Source organism: Aeromonas sp. 61P, assembly GCF_051919545.1.
GTDB classification, from domain to species: Bacteria; Pseudomonadota; Gammaproteobacteria; order Enterobacterales; family Aeromonadaceae; genus Aeromonas; species Aeromonas veronii.
On sequence record NZ_JBQBEL010000001.1, the window covers coordinates 2,738,512 to 2,762,214 of the forward strand.

Annotated in this window: 15 protein-coding genes; all 15 read left to right on the forward strand. The window is 59.5% G+C overall.

The window, feature by feature from the left end; all coding sequences use genetic code 11:
- The first annotated feature begins 16 nt into the window (after positions 1 to 16).
- Positions 17 to 1,252 (forward strand): type VI secretion system-associated FHA domain protein TagH, encoded by a 1,236-nt coding sequence (tagH, locus tag ACTG2O_RS13025; protein WP_439975956.1) that lies wholly within the window; start codon positions 17 to 19, stop codon positions 1,250 to 1,252.
- Complete coding sequence (gene tssJ, locus ACTG2O_RS13030; RefSeq protein WP_019444945.1) at positions 1,252 to 1,767, forward strand: type VI secretion system lipoprotein TssJ; 516 nt, start codon at positions 1,252 to 1,254, stop codon at positions 1,765 to 1,767. Before tagH ends, tssJ begins: the two co-directional genes overlap by 1 nt.
- Positions 1,768 to 1,769: 2 nt before the next feature.
- Positions 1,770 to 3,104 (forward strand): type VI secretion system baseplate subunit TssK, encoded by a 1,335-nt coding sequence (gene tssK, locus ACTG2O_RS13035; protein ID WP_021230534.1) that lies wholly within the window; start codon positions 1,770 to 1,772, stop codon positions 3,102 to 3,104.
- A gap of 23 nt (positions 3,105 to 3,127) precedes the next feature.
- Positions 3,128 to 3,907, forward strand: coding sequence for a type IVB secretion system protein IcmH/DotU (icmH, locus tag ACTG2O_RS13040; RefSeq protein ID WP_439975957.1), 780 nt, complete (start codon positions 3,128 to 3,130; stop codon positions 3,905 to 3,907).
- Positions 3,908 to 3,927: 20 nt separating this feature from the next.
- Positions 3,928 to 6,570: a type VI secretion system ATPase TssH gene (gene tssH, locus ACTG2O_RS13045; protein WP_139740374.1), complete on the forward strand. Its 2,643-nt coding sequence runs from the start codon at positions 3,928 to 3,930 to the stop codon at positions 6,568 to 6,570.
- A gap of 2 nt (positions 6,571 to 6,572) precedes the next feature.
- Positions 6,573 to 8,111 carry a sigma-54 interaction domain-containing protein gene (locus ACTG2O_RS13050; protein WP_019444941.1) on the forward strand — a complete coding sequence of 513 codons (1,539 nt, stop codon included), beginning with the start codon at positions 6,573 to 6,575 and terminating at the stop codon, positions 8,109 to 8,111.
- Positions 8,111 to 8,716 carry a type VI secretion system-associated protein VasI gene (vasI, locus tag ACTG2O_RS13055; protein WP_159158739.1) on the forward strand — a complete coding sequence of 202 codons (606 nt, stop codon included), beginning with the start codon at positions 8,111 to 8,113 and terminating at the stop codon, positions 8,714 to 8,716. Before ACTG2O_RS13050 ends, vasI begins: the two co-directional genes overlap by 1 nt.
- A gap of 9 nt (positions 8,717 to 8,725) precedes the next feature.
- Positions 8,726 to 10,153 (forward strand): type VI secretion system protein TssA, encoded by a 1,428-nt coding sequence (tssA, locus tag ACTG2O_RS13060; RefSeq protein WP_439975960.1) that lies wholly within the window; start codon positions 8,726 to 8,728, stop codon positions 10,151 to 10,153.
- A gap of 41 nt (positions 10,154 to 10,194) precedes the next feature.
- On the forward strand, positions 10,195 to 13,692 hold the full coding sequence (tssM, locus tag ACTG2O_RS13065; protein WP_439975962.1) for a type VI secretion system membrane subunit TssM: 3,498 nt from the start codon (positions 10,195 to 10,197) through the stop codon (positions 13,690 to 13,692).
- Between the two features lie 44 nt (positions 13,693 to 13,736).
- Positions 13,737 to 15,164 (forward strand): VasL domain-containing protein, encoded by a 1,428-nt coding sequence (locus ACTG2O_RS13070; RefSeq protein ID WP_439975964.1) that lies wholly within the window; start codon positions 13,737 to 13,739, stop codon positions 15,162 to 15,164.
- 305 nt (positions 15,165 to 15,469) lie between these two features.
- Positions 15,470 to 15,757: a type VI secretion system PAAR protein gene (locus tag ACTG2O_RS13075; RefSeq protein WP_019444936.1), complete on the forward strand. Its 288-nt coding sequence runs from the start codon at positions 15,470 to 15,472 to the stop codon at positions 15,755 to 15,757.
- Positions 15,758 to 15,768: 11 nt separating this feature from the next.
- Entirely contained in the window at positions 15,769 to 17,814 is a 2,046-nt protein-coding gene (tssI, locus tag ACTG2O_RS13080) for a type VI secretion system Vgr family protein (protein ID WP_236284992.1), read from the forward strand.
- On the forward strand, positions 17,804 to 18,532 hold the full coding sequence (locus ACTG2O_RS13085; RefSeq protein WP_265062681.1) for a DUF4123 domain-containing protein: 729 nt from the start codon (positions 17,804 to 17,806) through the stop codon (positions 18,530 to 18,532). Before tssI ends, ACTG2O_RS13085 begins: the two co-directional genes overlap by 11 nt.
- Positions 18,529 to 23,328 carry an RHS repeat-associated core domain-containing protein gene (locus ACTG2O_RS13090; RefSeq protein WP_019444933.1) on the forward strand — a complete coding sequence of 1,600 codons (4,800 nt, stop codon included), beginning with the start codon at positions 18,529 to 18,531 and terminating at the stop codon, positions 23,326 to 23,328. The genes ACTG2O_RS13085 and ACTG2O_RS13090 overlap by 4 nt, the downstream gene beginning before the upstream one ends.
- Positions 23,325 to 23,699 carry a hypothetical protein gene (locus ACTG2O_RS13095; RefSeq protein ID WP_019444932.1) on the forward strand — a complete coding sequence of 125 codons (375 nt, stop codon included), beginning with the start codon at positions 23,325 to 23,327 and terminating at the stop codon, positions 23,697 to 23,699. Before ACTG2O_RS13090 ends, ACTG2O_RS13095 begins: the two co-directional genes overlap by 4 nt.
- Positions 23,700 to 23,703 lie beyond the last annotated feature (4 nt).

Below are 23,703 nucleotides of genomic sequence, written 5' to 3' on the forward strand. Positions count from 1 at the left end.
ACGTGCAGGAGTGAATGTGGACGACTTTAACCAGCAACTTTCCCTGGTGGTGCTCAACAGCGAGCAGCTCGACGGCAGCCAGCAGGTGCAATATCGCTTCGACGAGATGGGGGGAACATTGGGCTCCTCCGAACAGGATGACTGGCAACTGCGAGACAGGTTGGGGGCGGTGATGCCAGCCCATGCCCGCGTCGAGCTCAATGACGGTCGTTTCTGCCTGTGCGATCTCAGCGGCCAGACCTACATCAATGGTGCCACCTCGCCCATCGGGCGGGCTCGCAAGGTCAACCTCGAGCAGGGTGACGAGCTGATTGTCGGCCCTTTTCGCCTGAGAGCCTATCTCGGTGCCATCTCCCCCGAGCAGAGTTTGCAGCAGGTGCTGGGCAACCGTCCGACCGAGCAGCTTGATGAGTGGCTGGCAAGCGATCCTCACCACTCCCAGACCCTGGATGATCCACAGGCCCTGGGGGTCGACCCCCTGCTGGCATTGCAGCAGGAGCGTGCGGCCCCGAGTCCCTTGGTGGATGCTAGCCAGCAGGCTCAACCGCAGTTTCAACCGGATATGGACACCGTATCCCTCGCTCCATTTTCAGCCGTCGAGAACACCATGAACCAAGAATTTCTGGATATGCCCACCATCGAGAACCACCCCGATTTCCAGCCACTGGAGGGCGTTGATCACGTCGCCCTGACCCCGCTGATGCGTGGTCTGGGCCAGCCGTTGCAGCTGCAAGACACCCAGCAAGCCCACGACATGCTCGAAGAGATGGGCAAGACAGTGCGTGCCATGGTGGAGGGGTTGCTGCAACTGCAAAGCGATCAGGCTGCGCTGGCAGACAAGCACCTGCGCCCCATCGAGGACAACCCGCTGCGCCTTGGTCTCGATTATGACGAGACCCTGGCGGTGATGTTTGCCGAGCAGAAGAGCCCGGTGCACCTGACCGCGCCTGCTGCGGTGGCCGAGAGTCTGCGCAATGTGCGCATTCACCACGTGGCGAACCAGCAGGCTATTGGCGCTGCGCTCGACAGCATCCTGCAGGCCTTCTCGCCCGAGGCGTTGCTTGGTCGTTTCGAGCACTACCGTCGTACCGGTACCCCGGGTGTGGCCGATGAAGGCTGGGCCTGGAACATGTACCAGCACTACTACCGCGAGCTCACCTCCGCCCGTCAGCAGGGGTTCGACAAGCTGTTCCATCAGGTCTACGCCCAGGCGTATGACCAGGCCGTGCGTCAGCAACAGGGACTGATTTGATGATACGTGCACTGTGGTTTGGGGCCTGTCTGCTGGCCCTGGCCGGTTGTACCACCATGGGCAAGATGGCCGATGTGGCCATGAACCCGGATATTCAGGTGGGGAGCAACGATGACCAACCCTCCACCCTGGGGCTCAGCCTGTTGGCAGAACCTGATGTCAACCCCAACGAGAGCGGGGAGGCGGCACCCATCGAGTTTCAGGTGGTGCTGCTGGCTGAAGATTCCAAGCTGCTCGCTACTGACTATGACCAGGTGACGGCGGATGTAGAGAAGGCCCTTGGCAAGAACTACCTGGATCATCAGGACTACACCCTGCTGCCCGGCCAGTTCAAATACCTGCCCCCCGTCAAGCTTGACGAGAAGACCCGTTACATCGGCGTGATTGCACGGTACGCCGATCCGGACAGCGCCGAGTGGCGCAAGGTCATCAAGGTCAAGAGCAAAGGAACGGCCTATCAAATTCTGGTGCACCTGCGCCTGGATGAAGTGGAACTACAAAAAGAAGAAGAATAATCATGTCGAGTCGAAATCGGGTTATCTGGCGTGAAGGGCTCTTTATCAAGCCCCAGCACTTCCAGCAACAACAGAGACATTCAGATTACGCGCTGCACGCGCGTTTGAGCGCTCTGTCCGACTATTTCTACGGGTTGCAGTCGCTTGCCATCAACGAGGATTACCTCGGCTTTGGCCGCATCGCGCTGGTGGGGGCCACCGGTATCCTGCCGGACGGCACCGTCTTCAACATCCCGAACGATGATGTGCTGCCGACCCCGCTGGAGATCACCGATGCCTCGGTGGCCAACCAGAAGGTCTATCTGGCGCTGCCGCTCTCGGTGAGCGGGGTCAACGAGGTCAATCAGGGCGGTCAGGTAGCAACCCGGCTGCAGGCTCATCGCCACGACGTGCGGGATCTGCACAGTGAAGGGGGGGACGTGGTTTCCCTCGAAGTGGGTCGGGTCAGCTTGCGGTTGATGCTGGAGCGGGAAGATCGCAGTGCCTACGCGTCCCTCGCCATTGCCCGCATTCTGGACAAGCGCCCGGATGGCGGTCTGGTGCTGGATCCCAACTTCATGCCTTGCAGTATCAGTGTCTCTGCCATTCCGACCCTCAAGCGCTTCCTCGGCGAATCGGCTGGCCTCGTGGCCGAGCGGGCTCGCAGCCTCTCCCAGCGCATCGCTGCGCCGGGACAGCAGGGGGTGGCCGATGTGGCCGAGTTCATGATGCTACAGCTGCTCAACCGGGCTCAGCCACAGCTCTCCCATCTGGCGCGTCTTGGCACCCTGCACCCCGAGCGGTTGCACGAGGCGCTGGTGCAGCTCTGTGGCGAGTTGATGACCTTTACCGACGAGTCCCGTCTGCCGCCCGAGTTCCCCGCTTATCGTCATGACGATCAGCAGGTGAGCTTCGAGCCGGTGATGTTGGCCCTGCGTCAGGCGCTCAGTACCGTGCTGTCGCCACGTGCCGTCTCCATCCAGCTGCGCAAGCACCAGTACGGCGTCATGGTGGCCATGGTCAACGAGAGCGAGTTGATGCAAAGCGCCGACTTCGTGCTGGCAGTGCGTGCCCGCATGCCGCAGGAGCAGCTGCGCAAACAGTTGCTGCAGCAGACCAAGGTGGCGTCGAGCGACAAGATCCGCGAACTCATCAGCCTGCAGCTGCCAGGTATCCCGCTGTTGCCGCTGCCGGTGGCGCCGCGCCAGTTGCCCTATCACGCCGGTTACAGCTACTTCCAGCTCGACCGTCAGAGCCCTGCCTGGCAGATGCTGGCGGTCAGCAACACGCTCGCCTTCCACATTGCCGGCGATTTCCCCGAGCTCGACATGCAGCTCTGGGCCATCCGTAGCCAGTGATCGCATCAAGGAAACAAGCAGAGATGACCACGGACATTATCAACAACGAGCAACTGAGCGACCTGCTGTTCGATCACGCCGAGCAGCTGGACATGGATTCGGACTACTGGTTCCGCCTGCGTGGCCAGAGCATCAACCCGATGATCGATGCGGTGACCCCGCTGCTGGGGCTGGTGCAGCGGGTGCGTCTGTTGTCGCGCTACGACCGGGTGCCCGAGCTTTATCAGCGGGTGGTGACCGAGATCCAGGCCATCGAGCAGGAGTTGATGGCGCAGGGTTACGAGAATGGCGTCGTCCTCTCGTTTCGCTACATCCTCTGCACCTTTATTGATGAGGCGGTGATGGGGCGCGACTGGGGCAGCCAGAGCGAATGGTCCCAACACTCGCTGCTGACCCGGTTTCATAACGAAACCTGGGGCGGCGAGAAGGTGTTCGTGCTGCTGTCGCGTCTGCAGGAAGATCCGGTGCGCTATCGCGACATTCTGGAGTTCATCTATCTCTGCCTTTGCCTCGGTTTTGAGGGGCGCTACAAGGTGATGAGCCAGGGCCGTGACGAGTTTGAACGGATCGTCAAGCAACTGCACAAGCAGTTGTCCCTCGAACGTGGCGGTGAGGCACCCAGCGTGTTTCATCTCGACCTCGGGCAGCAGGCATCTCGCTACCAGCTGCGCAAGCAAGTCTCCCTGCGCACCCTGTTTATGGGCGGCGCGCTGATCCTGGCCATCATCTTTGGCCTCTATCACCACCAACTCAATAACCAGACCCAGGACGTACTGCGTCAACTGGGCGAATTATTAAAATAAATACTTAAGGAGAGCACGCCTTGATTCGTATAGAGCTACCGGTACTGGTGGAAAGACTCAACCCCATCTGCCGTCACATGCTGGAGGAGGCTGCGGCCCTCTGTGTCAATCATCAGGGCGCCGAGATCCGCATCGAGCACCTGCTGCTCAAGATGCTGGAGACCCCCCTCAGCGATGTGCGTCAGATCCTCAAACGGGCCGAAGTTGAGGTTGAAGAGTTAAAGAGCCTGCTGCAACCCTCGGCGGCCGATAACGGTTATGGTCAGGGTTATCCCTCCTTCTCGCCGCTATTGGTGGAGTGGCTGCAAGACAGCTGGCTGCTCGCCTCTGCCGAGCTGCAACATGGCCAACTGCGCAGCGGCGTCATGCTGCTGGTGCTGCTGATGACTCCCCAGCGTTACCTGCCGGGCTCGGTGACCCGTTTGCTTGCCAACATCAATCGCGAACTGCTGCGCCAGCAGTTCGACGAGTGGGTGAAAGAGTCTGCCGAGACCCAAGTGACTGTTTCTGCTAACGGCACTTCGACTCAGGCCGCGCTGCCCGCCGATGCCAGCCTGCTGGCCCGCTTTACTGTCAACGTCACCGAACAGGCCCGTCAGGGAACCCTGGATCCGGTGCTCTGCCGGGATCACGAGATCGATCTGATGATCGACATCCTCTCCCGTCGCCGCAAAAACAACCCCATCGTGGTGGGGGAGGCGGGTGTCGGTAAAAGCGCGCTGATCGAAGGGTTGGCGCTGCGCATCGTCGCGGGCCAGGTGCCGGAAAAATTGCGCGATGTGGAGCTGATGACCCTGGATCTTGGCGCCATGCAGGCCGGAGCCTCGGTCAAGGGGGAGTTCGAGAAGCGTTTCAAGGGGGTGATGCAGGAGGTCAAGGACGCCGTGCGACCTGTCATCCTCTTTATCGATGAGGCCCACACCCTGATCGGGGCGGGCAATCAGGCGGGGGGGCTGGATGTCTCCAACCTCATCAAACCCGCGCTAGCTCGTGGCGAGCTGCGCACCATCGCCGCTACCACCTGGGGTGAGTACAAGAAGTACGTGGAAAAAGATGCCGCCCTGTCGCGCCGTTTCCAGCTGGTGAAAGTGGGTGAGCCCAATGCCGATGAGGCTACGGTGATCCTGCGTGGCCTGCGCAGCATCTACGAAAAGGCCCACGGGGTGCTGATCGATGAGGAAGCGCTGCAAGCCGCCGCCCAGCTCTCCGCCCGTTACATCTCCGGTCGCCAACTGCCGGACAAGGCGATCGACGTACTCGATACCGCCTGTGCCCGGGTGGCCATCAACCTCACCACGCCACCGCGCGCCGTCAGCCATTTGCAAAACGAACTGCGCCAGCGTGAGCTGGAGATCCGTCAGCTGGAGCGCCAGAGTCTGATCGGTCTGGGTGACAACGATGAGCGACTCATAGAACTGAAAGCGGCCCAGCAGACCTGCCGTGACACCCTGCGTGAGCAGGAAGCCCAGTGGCAGCAACAGCAGGGATTGGTGCATAGGATTGTCGAGCTGCGTGCCGCCCTGCTGGCCGATCAGCAGGATGAGATGCTGGCCAGAGAAGCGCTGGATCTCGCCGATGCGCCGCTCGATCCGCAAGCGGCTGCCGAGCAGCTGGCCGGGCTCGAGCGCGAGCTGGCCGAGCTGCAACAGGGCGAGGTACTGGTCTCTGCCCATGTCGACAAGACTCAGGTCGCAGCGGTGATCGCCGAGTGGACCGGAGTGCCGCTTAATCGCATCTCCCAAGGGGAGCTCGATGTAGTGACCCGTCTGCCGGAGTACCTTGGCGAGCTCATCAAGGGGCAGGATGTGGCGGTGGCCCATCTGCACAAACACCTGCTGACCGCCCGCGCCGATTTGCGTCGTCCAGGCCGTCCTCTGGGCGCCTTCCTGCTGGTGGGGCCAAGCGGGGTCGGCAAGACCGAAACCGTGCTGCAGATTGCCGAGCTGATGTTTGGCGGTCGCCAGTATCTGACCACCATCAACATGTCCGAGTATCAGGAGAAGCACACCGTCTCCCGTCTTATCGGCTCGCCTCCCGGCTATGTCGGCTTTGGCGAGGGTGGCGTGCTGACCGAAGCCATTCGGCAGAAGCCCTACTCGGTGGTGCTGCTGGATGAGGTGGAAAAAGCCCATCCTGACGTGCTCAACCTCTTCTATCAGGCGTTCGACAAGGGCGAGCTGGCCGATGGGGAAGGGCGGATCATCGACTGCAAGAACGTGGTCTTCTTCCTCACCTCCAACCTCGGTTTCCAAACCATCGTCGATCATGCCGAGCAGCCTGATGACCTGCTGGATGCACTCTATCCGGAGCTGGCTGCCTTCTTCAAACCGGCCCTGCTGGCGCGGATGGAGGTGATCCCCTATCTGCCGCTCGGTCACGACACCCTGGTGCAGATCGTCGGTGGCAAACTCAACCGGCTGGTCAAGCTGCTCAAGGAGCGTTTCGGTGCCGAGGTGGTGCTGGAGAGTGAGGTAGCCGAGGAGATCCTGTTGCGAGCGAACCGCAGCGAGAACGGCGCGCGGATGCTGGAGTCCGTCATTGATGGGGCCCTGTTGCCGCCGGTTTCCCTGCAACTGTTGCAGCGCCTCTCGGCCGGTGAGCCCATCAACCGGGTGCGCTTCTCGGTGGCCGATCACCAGTTTGTGGCCGAGGTGGAGGGCTGACCATGGAGCAAGCCCTCGCATTCGCCCTCGCGCTCACCTCGCAACGGGATGAACAACATCTCTGCCACTGGTGGAGCTCGACCCTCCATGCCAGCTTCCAGCCCAAAGGACTGCTGCTTGGTATGCTGGACGTGAGCGGCCGCCAGCTGGAGTGCAAAGGGTGGGTCAAGGGGCAGGAGGTTGCGCTGGCGCTGGCGGTAGATGATTTCTCTCATCCACTCGCCTATGTGCTGCACAAGGCGCAATCCCGCACCTGGGATTCCCTCCATGGCGGTGCCCGCATTGAGCACGCCGGTTTTCGCGCACTGCTGGCCAACCTTGGCCAGCAGTGCGGCCTGCACGCCTTTCCGCTCAATGATGGCAACGGCAAGCCGTTTGCCGTGCTGGCGATGATGGACAGTGGTGATGTGTTGCAGGAGTGGGCGGCTCGCCCCGAGCTGGCCAGTCTGGCGCAGGTCTTTTGCAACCAGCTCACTCTGATCCGCGATCTGGGGCGTAGCCGCCGGGATCAGAACGTGCTGCGCGACTCCCTGCGTCAGATCAAGGGGGAGGGGGAGCGCCAGCGCCAGCACGAGAAGTTGCTGGGGGATCAGCTGGTTGGCCAGTCGGCGGTGATCCGAGGCTTGCGCGAGCAGATCGCCCAGGCGGGCCAGCACAAGCTGACCGTGCTCATTCAGGGGGAGACCGGCAGTGGCAAGGAGGTGGTCGCCCGCTTGGTGCATCAGTGCTCCGAGCGCGCTGCCAAGCCGTTCGTCGCCATCAACTGCGCCGCCATTCCCGAGAATCTCATCGAGAGCGAGCTGTTCGGTTATCAGAAGGGGGCCTTCTCCGGCGCCCTCTCCAACAAGACCGGACTGGTGGCGCAAGCCAATGGTGGCACCCTGTTTCTCGACGAAGTGGGCGATATGCCCGCCGCCATGCAGGCCAAGCTGCTACGGGTGCTGGAGACCCGCAGCTATCGGCCGCTTGGGGCAGAGCAGGAGTATCACTCCGATTTTCGCCTCATCGCGGCCACTCATCAGCCGCTGACCCGCCATGTGGAGGAGGGGCGGTTCCGTGCTGACCTCTACCACCGTCTCTGCCAGTGTCTGCTGCTGATCGCCCCCTTGCGCGAGCATATCGAGGATGTGCCCCTGCTCTGCCAGCACTTCATGGCCCAGTTTGCCGCGCAGGATGACAAGGGACTGGCTGGCTTGCAGCGCAAGTTCCTCAAGCAACTGCAAAGTTACGACTTCCCCGGCAACGTGCGCGAACTGCGCAATCTGCTGGAGGTGGCCTGTGCCCACACTCGTCACGGTGAAGAGGTGGGGCTTGGCGCCTTGCCGCCGGAGCTGCGGGATCGGGTCTGTGCCGAGCTGCCCGATGCGCTGGATGATTACAACCATATCCGCGATCTGCGCCGGGCCATGCAGCAGTACGAGGCATCGGTGATTGAAGCGCGCCTGCGCTACTTTCAGGGCAATCGCATGCTGGTGGCCGAGAGCCTCAATATTCCCAAGCGCACCCTGGATCACAAGTGCCAGAAACTGGAGGTGAACTGATGAGCATCATGGGTTTGTTGCCCCTGCTGCTGGCGACCGGCAATGCGGTGCCTCCCCTCGATATGGCGGCGTGGCAAGCGTGTCGTCGTGAGCCATCCCCTCTGATCCGGCTCGCCTGCTATGACGCCCTTGGTAATGAGGCGACGCCATCAGGCAGCAAGGAGAGCACCAAGTCTCCGGCCTGGCTGGCGATAGCGGAGCAGGAGTTGGCCCGTGTGCCGGATAGCTCACCCTTCCTGTTGCGACAGGATGAGGAGAGCGGCACGGCGGTATTGACCCGTCCGGCCCTGCGCGGTGCCACCCTGGCGATAGGTTGTGTCAACAGCATCACCCATATTCGCTTGCGGCTGGATGCGCCGTGGCGCGGGGAGAGTGTCGCGGTCGCGCTGGATGGACAAGCGACTCGCAGCAGTCAGAGCTGGTTTATCCGGGATCAGGGATGGCTGCTCGAATATGGCCGCGGTCTGCCCGCCATCGAGGAGCTAAAACGCTGGATCGGTCATCGTGAATTGCAGGTTCAGGCGGCCAACGGCGCCTTGCTGCGGGTCGATCTCAGCGGCCTGAAAGAGGCGCTGATACCGGTGCGCCAACAGTGTCGCTGGTAGGGGGGGAAGATGAGCTATCAACACACCTGGTGTAGCCGTCTGCTCACCAGCTTGCCGGATGCACAGATCAAAGGGGCCGTGCTGGCCGATGAGCCTCGCTGGGACTATGTGGAGACCGAGCTGGTCAAGTTGGGCTCCCTTGCCCACAGCCAGGTCGATCTCAATGCGGTCGCCGAAGCCTGTCTGGGGTTGCTGGAGAGCCGCACCAAGGATATGCGGGTGCTGGCACAGCTGTTGCGCTGCCTGCAGCACCCCGCCAAGGCGACCCCGATGGGGGCTGCGCTGAGCTTGCTGGAAGCCTGGATCAAGGCTTACTGGCTGTTGGCCTGGCCCGGGAATGCGACCCAGAAGCAGCGATTGATGGTGCAGATCATCAAGCGTTTCGAGGGGGCCCTGCCGAGGGTGAGCGAGAGCGCCTCTGCGGCGGAACTGGCGCAGTTGCTTGCGCAGGCAGAACAGCTGGAGGCCGTCTGGCTGGCCCAGTGCCCTGACAAGGGGGAACTGCTGGATCCTCTGGTGATGGGGTTGAAGCGGGCCCAGCGACAACAGGTTGCCCAGGCCCAGGCAGATGCCGGAGGTCAACCTGCAAACAGCGCTGCTGCAGCCACCGCCAGTGCGAGTGGCATGGCGGGCACCATGGTGCTCAGTGGCAGCAGCAAGGGCTCCGGGGTCGAGATTGATAGCTCCAACGATCGGGCATGGCGACAGACCCAGCTCAAGGTGGCGGAGCTGCTGATTGAGCGCCAGCCGGAGGCGGCGATCGGTTATCGGTTGCGTCGTCACGCCATCTGGGCCGGTATCACGACACCTCCCATGGCTGCGCAGGGCAACAAGACCCAGCTTGCGCCCATGTCGGTTGACATGGTGGATGAATATCGCGCAGCCATGGGCACGCCAGATCTGGCGCTCTGGCAGCGCATCGAGCAGAGCCTGACGCTGGCCCCTTACTGGTTCGAGGGGCACAGGCTCTCGGCCGAGGTGGCCCAGAAGCTGGGATATGGGGCGGTGGCGCAGGCGATCATGGCGGAGCTGGATGCGTTTTTGCAGCGCCTGCCAGCGCTGCGGGATCTCACCTTCAGCGATGGTTCCCCGTTTCTCTCCCCCGAGTGCAGCCGCTGGTTGCAGCCAGCCAAGAGCAGTGGGGGCGGCAGCGGACAGGCCGAGCTGGCCGAGGAGGTCGCCTTGCGTCATGGGGAGCAGGGGATTGCTGCCGCGCTCGCCCTGCTTGATGAGCGGATGGCACAGATGAAAGAGCCAAGAGCCCGCTTCCATGCCTTGCTGGTGCAGGCGGAGTTGTTGGAGCAGGAAGGCATGGAGGCGCTTGCGCGCCAGCAATATCAACACTTGTGGCAAGAGGCAGATCGCCTCGGGTTGTCGCAGTGGGAGCCCGGGTTGGTCAGCCGCCTGGCCCCCTATGCCACCCATTTGCCGAAATAAGTGCCGAAATGAGTCATTGAGTCGGAGTTGGATCACATTTTATGTTCAAAACCATCTTTACCTTTCTGCGGCAACAGCTGCCGAAACTGAAACCCTCCTGGCCCCTGCTCGGTGTGGTGCTGTGGGTTGTCGCCCTGATCCTGGTGTGGTGGCTGGGGCCTCGCATCGAGATCCGTGATGCCAAGCCATTCGAGCCCTTGTGGGGGCGGGTGGTGTTTACCCTGCTCTGGCTCTGGTTGCTGCTGGGGGTACTCTCCTGGCGGGTATGGCGCAAGATGAAGCAGCTCAAGGCCGAGCGCCAGCATGAGGTGCTGCTGGAACAAGATCCGGTCAAAGGGCTCATTGACAAACAGGCGCAGTTCCTCAATCGTTGGTTGCAAGCCTTGAATGAACACCTTGGCAAGGGGGCGCTCTACGCCATGCCCTGGTATCTGGTGCTGGGTCTGCCCGGCAGCGGCAAGAGCAGCCTGATCCACCGTGCCAATCCGGCCAACAAGCTCAATCCCAGACTCGATACCGAACTGCGGGACGTGGCGCAAGGCCAGCTGGTCGATTGCTGGCTGGGGGAGCAAGCCGTGATGCTGGATCCGGCCGGCGCGCTGTTGTCACAAGCCGAGCCCGAGCTGGATCCGCAAGCTCGCAAGCATGAGCGGCTCTGGTTGCATCTACTCAACTGGCTCAACGAGCACCGTCGTCGTCAGCCCCTCAATGGTCTGGTACTGACCGTTGATTTGGCGTGGTTGTCTACGGCCAGCGTGGCCGAGCGCAAGGCGTATGCCCAGCTGATGCGTGCCCGGTTGCAAGAGGTGTCGGCCACCATGAATACCCGGCTGCCGCTCTATGTCACCTTCACCAAACTCGACATGCTGCGCGGCTTTGATGTGGTCTATGAACAGCTGGATAAAGAGGCCCGTGACGCCGTGCTGGGGGTGACCTTCAACCCCGGCAGCAGTCAGGGCAAATCCTGGCAGCAGGATCTGGCGCTGTTCTGGGATCAGTGGGTCGACAATCTCAACCGCAATTTGCCGGAGATGATGTTGGCCCGGCTCGATGCCGCCCAGCGCAACGCCCTCTTCTCGTTTGTTCGTCAATTGGCGGGTCTCAAGGATTATGTGACCAGCCTGCTCGATGAAACCCTGACCATTGAAGAAAGCAAACCACTGCTGGTGCGCGGCGTCTATATCAGCTCCGTTTATCAGCAAGGTGTCCCGTTCGATGCCTTTGCTCAGGCCGCTTCCCGGCGTTACAGCTTGCCCGAGCCTATTCACTCCGCCCTGCGCGGGGAGTCCAACACCTATTTTGTGCGCAAGTTGTTCTCTTCGATCATCTTCCCCGAGGCCCATCTGGCCGGAGAAAATCGGCTGCATACCCTCTATCGTCGTCGCCGGATGGCCATTGGCTTGAGTTGCTTGTCGCTCTTCTCTGCAGCCCTGATCGGTGGCTGGCACTACTTCTACCGGGTCAATGAGGAGGCAGGGCGCAATGTACTGACTAAGGCGCAAGCGTTCACCGAGACTAACGAGGTCGCTGATGAACATGCATTCGGTGTCAGCCAGTTGCCACGTCTCAACCTTATTCGCGAGGCAACCCTCTCTTTTGGCAACTATCGCGAGCGGATGCCGCTGGTGGCAGACCTTGGCCTCTATCAGGGGGACGAGATTGGCCCCTATGTGGAAGGCTCCTATCTGCAACTGCTGGGGCTGCGTTTCCTGCCTGCCCAGATGCAGGGACTGCTGGAGGATCTTAACCGTGCACCGGCTGGCAGCGAGGAGAAGCTCTCCATCCTGCGGGTGATGCGGATGCTCGATGATGCCTCCGGTCGCAACAAGGAGCTGGTGGAGCAGTACATGGCTAGCCGCTGGCAGAAAGCGTTCCCGGGACAGGGGGCGGTGCAGGAGCAGTTGATGGGGCATCTTGACTATGCCCTCGATCATACCGACTGGCATGGTGCTCGCGCTGCTCGGGATCAGGCCGCCATCACGGCATTTGTGCCATTCAAGGAGCCGGTGTATGGCGCCCAGCGTGAACTGGGCAAATTGCCTATGTATCAGCGGGTCTATCAGAATCTGGTGGTGAAGGCGGGTGATGTGTTGCCGCCGGATCTCAATGTCCGTGACGAGGTGGGCCCCACCTTCGACACCGTGTTTGCCCTGCGTAACGAGAGTGCTGGTCAGGTGCCGCGTTTGCTGACCTGGCCCGGGTTCAGTGATTTCTTCCTCAAACAGGACAAGGCGTTGATCGATCTCACCGCCATGGATGCCTGGGTGCTGGGCCAGCGCAAGCTGAGCCAGTTGAGCGAGGCGGATCGCAAGGAGATTACTCGTCAGGTCAACGATCGCTATGTCACCGATTACGTCAACCAGTGGCAAAAATTGCTGACCAATCTGGATGTGCAGACCCTTGCCAGTCCCGAGCAGGCGCTCGATGTGCTCTCGGCCATCACCGGCAACGACCAGCCATTCCAGCGGGTGCTCGCTGCGCTGGATGACAACACCCGTATTCGCAAGATCTCCGATGCGGAAGGAGATCCGGCGCAGGCGATCACTGCCCGGATCGGTCGCCCTTTTATGGCCACCAATGGCGTCTTGACTGGCCGTGGGGAACAGGGGCCGCTGATTTCGGAAGTGAACCAGAAGCTGATTGAGCTGCAGCACTATATGGAGCTGATCGTCAATGCCACCGAGCCGGGACAGTCAGCCCTCAAGGCGGTGCAACTGCGTTTGACCAACAAGTACGCCGATCCGGTCTTTGCATTGCAGCAGTATGCCCGTGCTCTGCCCGAGCCGCTCAATCGCTGGGTGGGTCAACTGGCGGATCAGAGTTCGCAACTGGTGATTGATCTGGCGATGTCATCCCTCAATCAGGAGTGGCAGGCGAAGGTGCTGGCACCGTTCAACAGCCAGCTGGCGGATCGCTATCCGTTCAACCCGGGCTCTGCCAAGGATGTGCCGCTCTCCGAGATGGAGCGCTTCTTTGCCCCCGGTGGCACTCTGGACAGCTTCTATCAGGTCAACCTCAAACCCATGGTGGAGGGGGGCTTGATGGAGGGAGAGCTGAGCTCACCCATTCAGGCCGAGCTTATCAAACAGCTGGATCGCGCTGCGCGGATCCGCCAGATCTTCTTCAGCCAGCAGGGCAATCTGGAGGTGCAATTTGCCCTCGAGCCCATCGAACTCACCGCCAACAAGCGGCGTAGTGTGCTCAACCTGGATGGCCAGTTGCTGGAGTATGCCCACGGCCGTCGCAACAAGATCCCGCTGGTGTGGCCAAACACCATGCGCGACGGGGCCGAAAGCAAGATCACCCTGGTACCGGCTGCCCGCGAACGTTCACCGCGCAGCGAGGGCTTTGTCGGTCCCTGGGCCATGTTCCGCCTGATGGACAAGGGGGAGCTGACTCAGGTCAACGAGGCCACCTTTGATGTGCGCTTCCCGGTGGATCAGGGTGCCATGACCTATCGGGTCTATACCGACAGCGCCCAGAACCCCTTCACCGGCGGCCTGTTCAGCCAGTTCAGCTTGCCTGAATCCCTCTATTGACCATGTTGGGGGGGCGTCATGCCCCCCGCACTTTGGAATCCGATATGTCACAGAATCAACAAGGCCAGCAGGCATTGAAAGCGGGGCGTGACCCCAGAATGTTGCCGGAGTACGAGGCGCTGCGCGCCGAGATCAACAAGCTTAGCCACGCCTCCCGCCCCGAGGTGGATTGGGTCAGGATCCATCAGCTTGCCAGTCAAATTTTTGAAAAGCACGGGGTGGATCTGCAAACCGCCATCTACTTCACTCTGGCGCGCTCCCGCATTCAGGGGCTGAGCGGCTTTACCGAAGGGTGCGAGTTTCTCGCCAACCTCATCGTTACCCAGTGGGAGAGTTTCTGGCCACCGTTGCATCAGGAGCGGGCCCGCATCGAGATGCTCGACTGGTTTATCGCCCGCATCAGCGACGTGATCCGCCAGTACCAGATCAGCCACGAGGACAAGCGGTTGATCTACCGCTGCGAGCGGGCACTGCAACTCATCAGCGAGAAGTTGCACAACGCCGGTTTGAGCCGCATCCCCCGGGTCGAGAATCTGGTGCACTTTATCGAGGGGTACACCCATCTGTTTGACGAGACCGAGATTGTCATCGTCTCCGATGAGCCGGGCCTCAAGGACGAGCTGCAGATCCCGCCGATGGTCTTCTTCAAATCCGACATGGAGAGCGACCACGGCGCCTCTGCCGGGGCAACCCCGCACCTGCCTCAGGGCAGTATCCTGGTGGGGCGCGAGAAGGGGCAGATGAAGCCGACTGTGCTCAAGATTGAGCAGCACCGCAAACAGCGGCCGGCCTGGTTCTGGTTTGGCTGTGGCCTGCTCACCTGCGCCTTGCCCATGATGGGATGGCTTGGCTGGCAACATCAGCAGCAGGAGAAGGTCATCGCGGCGCAACGGTTGCAACAACCCGCTGCAGCATTGCCGCAGGCCCTGAGTTATGACGACATTCGCCAGGCGCGCATCGTGTTGGGGGAGCAGACCCTGCAGGGGATGGAGAGCGAGCTGGTGTCGCGTTATCAGGCCCAACTGGATCGGCTTGAGCAGACCTCTCCCCTCTACTGGTACCGTTATGGCGAAGGGCTGCGCAATTCGCTGCAGATGCTCTATCCCGACTCGCTGGCGGTCAAGGCCCTCGACAAACAGTGGCAGAGCGCGCTGGCCGGCCAGCAGGGGGATCTCAACCGGGTTCCGACCTATCTGGAGGCGCGTGCCGGGGTCGATGCCCTGATCGATCAGCTGCTGGAGCTGGAGCGTCAGCGCAAGACGGTCACGATTTCCTACCTCAAGTCTCAGCTCTACGAAGTACAGAAGAACCTGATGCAGGAGATTCCGTTCAGCTTGCGCCTGAGCGAACTGGAGGCGCGAAAAGCGTCGCAGGAGCCTATTACGGCTGCCGAGCTGAAAGGGATAGAGAGTGACCTGAAAGCACTCAATATTCGGCTTTACCAACTGCAACAGGGGCTATCCGGTAGCTGATTGCTCTGTTATGCGCAACCAGTTGCGCATATTCCAGAGGGTTGCACTGCGGATGCAATATTTGGCAGGGGGATTGCCCAGTTTGCGCAATCTCTTGCGAATGGATAAGCCTGTCATCTATCGAAAGAGGTTAACCATTTGATTTTATTTGGCTAATTTCGCCAGCGCTGAATGGCATAGCCTGTGCTGCGGCCTGTTCTGTTTATTCGCTGTTTATCAAAATCGCCTGTGCCTGGTGCGTTCCACCGGGCACAGGGGCAGAGGGATGATGTCTGTGCGTCTCCCCACTCATATGGAGAATGACTATGTGCCCCGCTATCGCACTGCTCGGTGACATCGGCACCGACCACGATGGCTTCCCACCGACCCCGGTGATAGCTGCCAGTCCCGACGTGTTCCTCGATGGCAAGCCTGTGGCTCGTCAAGGTGATCCACTGGCGCCCCATGACAAGCCCAATAACCCGCCGCACCCACGTGCCATTGCCGGTGGTGTTGGCTCTGTGCTGGTGAATGGCAAACCCATCGCCGTCACCGGCACGGCAGTGGATTGCGGTGGCGTGGTGATTGGTTCCGGTAGCGGACAGGCAGGATAAGGAACAGAGTCATGGCGCAAAGCACAGGATTACAATTTACGGTCAAGGTGGGGGCGTTGCCCGAGAGCACCTTTGTGGTGGCCAGTTTCCAGCTGGATGAGGGGCTGAACCGGCCGTTCAACCTGCAACTGGAGGTGGCCAGCAGCCAGCCCGATGTCGACTTTGGCGCCGTGCTGGACCAGCCCTGTGAGCTGCTGGTGTGGTACAACGGCGAGCAGCAACGGCGGGTCTGCGGGGTAGTGAGCGAGTTTGCCCAAGGGGACAGTGGCTTTCGCCGCACCCGCTATCAGCTGCAAGTCAAACCGGCCCTGTGGCGACTGGGGCTGCGCCAGAACTCCCGTATCTTTCAGGCGCAGAAGCCTGACGAAATCCTCAGCATCCTGCTGCAAGAGCACGGCATCACCGATTACGCCTTTGCGCTCAAGAACGAGCACGCCCAGCGGGAATATTGCGTTCAGTACCGCGAGACCGACCTTGATTTTGTCAACCGCCTTGCCGCCGAAGAGGGGCTGTTCTACTTCCACGAGTTTGAAGCAGGCAAGCACCGTATCGTCTTTGCCGACGATGCGGCAGCCCTGACCGCTGGCCCCGAGCTTTTCTTCAACCTTGGCAACCGCTCGCTGGAACAAGGGCCCTATGTGCGCCAGTTCCACTACCGCGAGGCGGTGCGGCCAAGCGATGTAGAGCTCAAGGACTACAGCTTCAAGACGCCAGCTTATGGTCTCTCCCACAAAAAGCAGGGCGCAGAGCTCGAGCACCAACGGGATACCTACCAGCACTTTGACTACCCGGGCCGCTACAAGCAGGACGGCAGCGGCAAGGCCTTTGCCCAGCACCGGCTCGATGCCCTGCGCAATGACGCGGTCAGCGGCAGTGGCAAGTCCAACAGCGCGGCGCTCTTGCCGGGTCAGCACTTTTCACTGACCGAGCATCCTAACGGCAGCCTCAACACCGACTGGCAAATCGTTCATATTCGCCACACCGGTGAGCAACCGCAAGCGCTGGAGGAAGAGGGGGGTAGCGGCCCGACCGTCTACCACAACGAATTTGGTGTAGTGAAAGTGAGCACCACCTGGCGCGCCCGCATCGGCAGCCCCGAGGCACCTCACAAGCCGATGGTGGACGGCCCGCAAATCGCGATAGTGGTCGGCCCCGAGGGGGAGGAGATTTACTGCGACGAACATGGCCGGGTGAAACTGCAGTTCCCGTGGGACCGCTACGGCAGCTCCAACGACCAGAGCTCCTGCTGGGTGCGGGTGAGCCAGGGTTGGGCCGGTGGCCAGTACGGCATGATGGCGATTCCGCGCATCGGCCACGAGGTCATCGTCTCATTCCTCGAAGGTGACCCCGACCAGCCTATCGTGACCGGTCGTACCTACCACGCCACCAACCGGCCACCTTACGAGTTGCCCGCCAATAAGACCCGCACCGTGCTGCGCACCGAAACCCACCAGGGTGAGGGCTTCAACGAACTTCGTTTTGAAGACCAGGCTGGGCAGGAAGAGATTTATATCCACGGTCAGAAAGACCTGAATGTGCTGATTGAAAACGATGCGGCGTGGCACATCAAGCATGACGAGCATCGTGACATCGACAACGAGCGGGTCACCCGCATCAAGGCCAATGACCACCTGACGGTAGAAGGCGAGAAGCGCGACCAGATCAAGGCTGACTATTCGCTGACGGTGGATGCTTCTATGCACCAAAAACTGGGACAAAGTTGGCTCACCCAGGCCGGGCAGGAGGTGCACGTCAAGGCTGGCGCCAAGGTGGTGCTGGAGGCGGGATCTGAAATTACCGTCAAGGTGGGCGGCTGCTTTATCAAGGTGGATGGTGGTGGCGTCACACTGGTTGGCCCTACGATCAAGATGAACTCTGGGGGAGGCCCGGGGTCTGGTTCAGGTTGGGCGGGTAAATCCCCTGTCGGCCCTCATGGTGTGTCAGTTCCTCCCATGCCGAAGGTGCCGCTCAGTCCTGCCCAGCTGGCCACCATGAAGAGTGCCGCCCCTTTCTGTGAGGAGTGTGAGAAGTGCAAGGAGGGCGGCTGTGAAATCTGAAGCAATGTCGCTTGCTGAGTGGGTAGCCGTGCAAACCAGCCCACTCTATGCCGTACTGGCAGGGGCCAGCGATGCGGCGCCTTTGCAGCACTATTACCAGCTTGATGGCCGTCATACACCGCGCGGACTCTATCTCGGTACCCCCTATCACGACTGGCTCCCCGTGATGCCCTATCTGGTCGAGCTGGACAAGGTGAGTCCTTTTATCGAATGGGCTGAAACGACCGATGCTCGCGATTGGGGATTTATTCTGGCGACAGCGCAACCTGCTGGCACCCTCTATGGCCATTTTCAGGGGCTGACCCAGATCTGGCATCAGGGTGAAGCAGTGTTCTTTCGCTATTGGGATGGCGTCTATATGTCTGCCATCGTGTCGCAGCTTGGTGATGATATGACAAGGCTGTTGCCACAACTGGATGCGATGTGGTGTCAGGGCTATGGATTTTCATGGGGGGCATCTGAGCCTTGTGCTGTGCGTCCATTTCCCTGGTGGGAACTTCCTCCCGCAATTGCAGCCGTGTTGGCCGGGCAAGATACAGGTCCCCTTATCAACAACCTGATGCAACAACTGGCAGATGAGAATGGCCAGCTTTACTGGTCTTTCCCCGAGGCCAATCTCAGGTGCAAAGTTGCCCGTTTCGTTTCCCGTTACCCATCCCCTGATATCGATCTATTTCCAGCGCTGGAAGCGGCGCTGCTCAATGAGGTTCAAGCATGAGTAATGCCGGCCAGGCCGTCTTCACCCAGGTGATCGCCGATTATCGCAATGCCCTGACTGAGTACCGCAAGGATGCCGAGAGTTTCTTTCTTGGCGACATGCTCGGTATGGACATGGAGCAGACCATCAAGGTTGGTGACAAGACGGTAAAGGCGTCTTCGAGCAGCAAGAAGGCGCAATCCGTGGTGACGCAGTGCCCGTTGAGTGGCACTTTGCGGCTGGTCCATCTGTTTGAATCCGTGCGCTTTATTCCTATCGGTAATACCCCCTACCTAGTGGAATCGGGGAAGATGGAAAAGGGAAAGTTTGTCCCTGCTAAAGAGGAAAGAAAGGGCTCGCTCGATGCCAAGGGGGTGGCCGAAATTGGGAGTCTCAAGCCAGGGGAATCCTACAGGGTGACCTTCTATCCCAATGTGAAGAAGAGTGATTTTGATGGATTATTTAGATCATATCAGGTGGTGCAGGCTGATTTGGCTGCCTGGTTGGAGCGCGAGTGGGCCTCGACCCATCAACCTGCATGGGTTAATTATCAACGTAATGGCGGTGGTGGCGTTGCAGTTGCCGCCGGAGTGTTGCGTGGGATTGGTCGTGCGCTTGCCTCGGTATGGGACGATTTAACCGGTCTGTATGATTTATTGGCTGATCCAATGGGTAATGCCGAAAAACTGCTGAAATTCGGGGTAAATGCGGCCGATGTGGCACAAGCGGGAGCAGAGAAGATCGAGAGCGCCATGTTGGTGCTGCAAGATGAGGCGTTGATCTATCTCTATGTTAATGCACTGGTGAGCTGGTTAAAGATGCTCCCCCCGGATGAGCTGGTGGAGTTTGGTACCCAGGCGGTGGTCACTGTACTGTTTGATGTACTGGTTGGGATCGTCTTGACCGGCGGTGCAGGAATAGCCGTTCGCTATAGTGCCAAAGTGGCGACCACCATGACCAGGGCGGCCAAGCAGCAGGCTCGGATGGCCAAGCTGGCGGCAACATTAATCGCCATGTCAAAAAAGCACAATTTGGTAGCTCATATCGATGTAGCCAAGCCGGTGTTGGTGACGGGTGGGGCGCCGTTGAATCCGCTTAAAAAAGCAGATCTACAGCTGATCGACAGAGGAGCATCAACGCTTGTAGAAAAAGCGACAGCAGAGAGCCGCAGGCACAAGTCGCGCACCACTATCAAGCAGGTTGGTAGTACACCAGACACCTCCAGACACTCAACCAACGCCGCTGGTCATGCCAGCCAGACTGAAGCCAAAACCTGCAAGAACAACTGCCCTGTGTCCATGGTCACCGGCGAGGAGTTACTGGCGCTGGAGGATGCCCATCTGCCGGGCATGCTGCCGTTTACCTTTGGTCGCCTCTATCGCACGTCAGCTGTTGAGCGTTCCTGTGGCATGGGGGCGGGGTGGAGTCATGCGCTGGCCCATCGGCTAGAACGTCACGGAGATAGCCTGACCTGGTGGGATCAGGAGTCTCTTGCCATCGAGTTGCCGATGCCCTCGGCAGCCAGACCCATGATCACCAACCAGTTGTCAGAGGCGGCCGTTTATCTGGGGGATGAGCCTGACGAGGTAATAGTAGCCAAGGCGGGATCGCCCTTCCTGCATTTCACCTGGCATGGCAAGACAGGCCGTTTGACGGCCATGTCAGACCTTTATGGCAACCGGCTCACTATCCGTGCCGATGAGCAGGGGCGCCCCTGCTGGATTGAGAACGAGGGCGGTCTGGCTCTTCGCATTGTCTATCAAAAGGCATATCTGACCGCTGTCGAATTACAGCATTTTGACGGTATTAACTGGCAGCCAGAAGCGACCTTGCAACGTTATTACTATGACGATGCAGGGCACCTGGTGGTGGCTGAAAACGGGGCCGGTGAGTGCGAACGTTACCGCTATCGTTCCGATGGGGTGATCCTGGAGCGCCGACTGGCGGGCGGCGCAGGGTTCTTCTGGGAATGGGAGCGGGAAGGAAAGCTGGCGCGCGCGGTTCGCCACTGGAGTGATGTGGCCCGTTTTGATGTCAGTTACACCTGGGATGATGACAAGGGTGAAGTGACGGTCAGCAATGCTGATGGCAGTCAGGAGGTGTACCAGCATGACAGCAACGCTCGACTGATCCGTCAGCAAGATCCCGACGGCGCGGTCAGCGAGTTTGTCTATAACGACAAGGGTCAGAAAGTGCTGGCCCGCGATGCACTGGGGGGCGAAACCCGTTACCACTATGACGAAGCGGGCTTGCTGGAGTGCGAGATTGCGCCCGATGGCAGTCAGACCACCTATCACTATTGGGATGGTCGGGTTCGCAAGGTGGTGCAGGGGGAGCGTGAGTGGCGTTTTGAACGCAACGAGCAAGGGGATGTGATTGCAAGACGGGATCCCCTGGGGCGGGAGACTCGCTACAGCTATAACACGCAAGGCAAGCTCAGTACCGTGGTGCAACCCGATGGCAGCCGCATCGAACTGGGCTGGAACCGCCTTGGGCAGCTGATCGAGGAGAAGGGTGCCAACGGCGGCGTGACCCGCTGGCGCTATGACGAGCGGGGTCGTCAGATTGTACGGCGCGACCCGCGTGGCGCGATTACCCGCTATGAATGGAATGCGGCCGATCGCTTGCAAGCCGTGTATCTGCCTGGTGGTGGCTCCCGCCGCTTCGAATATAACGCCTATGGCAAGGTGACGGCCGAGTGGGATGAGCTGGGCCGTGAGACCCGCTACGAATATCACCCCGGCCTGCATCTGGTAAGCCGCCGCATCAACCCGGACGGCAGTGAGCTTAAGTATCGCTACGACAATGCCAAGCTCTTCTTGAGCGAGATTGAGAACGAGCATGGCGAGCAGCACCGCATTCACTACTTCCCCAATGGCCTGGTCGCGCGGGAAACCGGCTTTGATGGTCGCACCACCGCTTACCGCTACGACCTCAACGGCCATTTGAGCGAGAAGGCCGAGTTCGGCAAGCAGGAGACCGAGCTGGTCACCCGTTATGAGCGAGACTCCATGGGGCGGCTGCTTAAAAAAACCTTGCCCGATGGCCGTGAAATCCAGTTCAGCTATGACCAGTACGGTCAGTTGACCCAGGTGGATGATAGCGCCTGGCCACTCACCTTTGAATACGATGCAGCAGGCAATCTGCTGGCCGAGCATCAGGGCTGGGCTTCCAGCTATTTCAAGCATGATGCCATGGGGCGGTTGGCCCACTGGCAGTTGCCCGATGGCAACAAGCTGGCTTACCACTATCTGAATGGGGAGCTAAGCGGGATTGATCTGAACGGCGCTGAGCTGACTCGCCACCAGATGGTTAGTGGATTGGAGATGCGCCGCAGCCAGGGGGCGCTGACCCAACAATACGAATATGACGAGCAGGGGCGCCTGACGGCGCTGCGACTGCAACGGGGCAAACAGGTTGCTCGTGAGCGGCGTTACGGTTATGACCGCACCGGCAATCTGCTGCAGATCAATGACAGTGTGCAAGGGGAGCAGCACTACCGCTACGACCCGCTGGACCGCTTGCTGGAGGTGCGTGGTGAACTGACCGAGCGGTTCCTGCACGATCCGGCGGGCAACCTGTTGAGCCAGACGCTGGGTGGCCAGTTTGAGGGGGCGCGCACCCAGGGTAACCGGCTGCTGTTGAGTGGCGATCGCCATTTTGAGTACGACGAATTTGGTCGATTGGCCATCGAGCGTCGTGGCAAAGGCCAGTCACTGGTTACCCGTTATCACTACGACTGCCAGCACCAACTGATCAGGGCTGAGCTGCCGGATGGCACCACGGCCCGTTATGACTACGACGCCTTTGGCCGCCGTATTCGCAAGACGGTGAGTGGGACAAAGGGCGAGCTGGTCACCGAATTCTTGTGGCAGGCCAACAACCTGATTGCCGAAAACAGTTATCAGCTTGGTGATGATAAACGTCGCACCGATGATCAGTACCGCAGCTTTATCTATGAGCCGGGCAGCTTCAAGCCATTGGTGCAGCTGGAAGGCGAAGGCACGGATACCGAGGTATTCCATTATCAACTTGACCACCTCGGTACCCCGCTGGCGCTGACCCGCGACAATGGGGCGACCGCCTGGCAGGTGCGTTATCGCGCCTATGGCAATGTGTGGCGGGAAGAGATCGCCGAGGTTGCCACTCCCTTGCGTTTTCAGGGGCAATATTTTGATGCCGAGACCGGTCTGCATTACAACCGTCACCGCTACTACCAGCCTGAAACGGGTAGATTTATCACCTCCGACCCGATAGGCTTGGCTGGCGGGCTCAATAACTACCAGTACGCCCCCAACCCGATTGGTTGGGTGGACCCACTTGGATTAATGAATCAGCCTGGACAGTGTCCTGATTCCGAAGAAATTGTAGAGAAAAAAATGGAAGGCCCACGACCTCCAGTTGTACATCTTGATCCTCAAGATATTCGTTTTTCTCAAAATTCGGTTTCATTCAATAAGACGGAAAGAGGTAGTGGCAAGCCTTATACATATGATGACCTTGTCGCTAGTATGAAGGAAAACGGTTGGCAGGGTGATCCTATCGATGTTGTGAAAATGCCTGATGGTGGACTGACATCAATGGATAATACGAGAGTAAGAGCAGCAAGAGAGGCTGGAGTAAAAGTTAAAGCGAGAGTTAATGATTTTGAACGTCCTCTTACTGATGAAGAGAAACGAAGATTTAAAACAACGTCAGTGCCAGATACGTGGGGGGAAGCAATTATTTTGAGGATAGAAAAGCAAAAGCCAAAATCTTTTTCAAAAAATAACCAGTTTGGTTCAGATGTAGATCCTAAGTTGAGTGGTAAGAAATGATGGATATATTTTTGGGTACTTTTAATATGCAGGGTTTCAAATATCCCGAGAAATACATTAGCTTTTTGAAAGACCCATCATCTAAAAGTTTTGAGCCATGGATGATGCTAGCTCATGATGAAGAGGATGTGGATGCGTGGCATAAAATCCTGCACAAGCAATATCCAGTGTACTCATTGATTCCGTTTGCTAAATATATGGCAAATGATGATGTTGCCTGTTTTGACCTGAAAAATGGTGACATTGTAATTATCAACTCGTTTTCAACAATAGATTGCTCATGTCATGGAACATACCCTGATTTCGATAAGTGGTTAACTGCAGCCACAGCTGAACATGAATCTTGGAATGATGAGGATGAGGATGAATAAATGA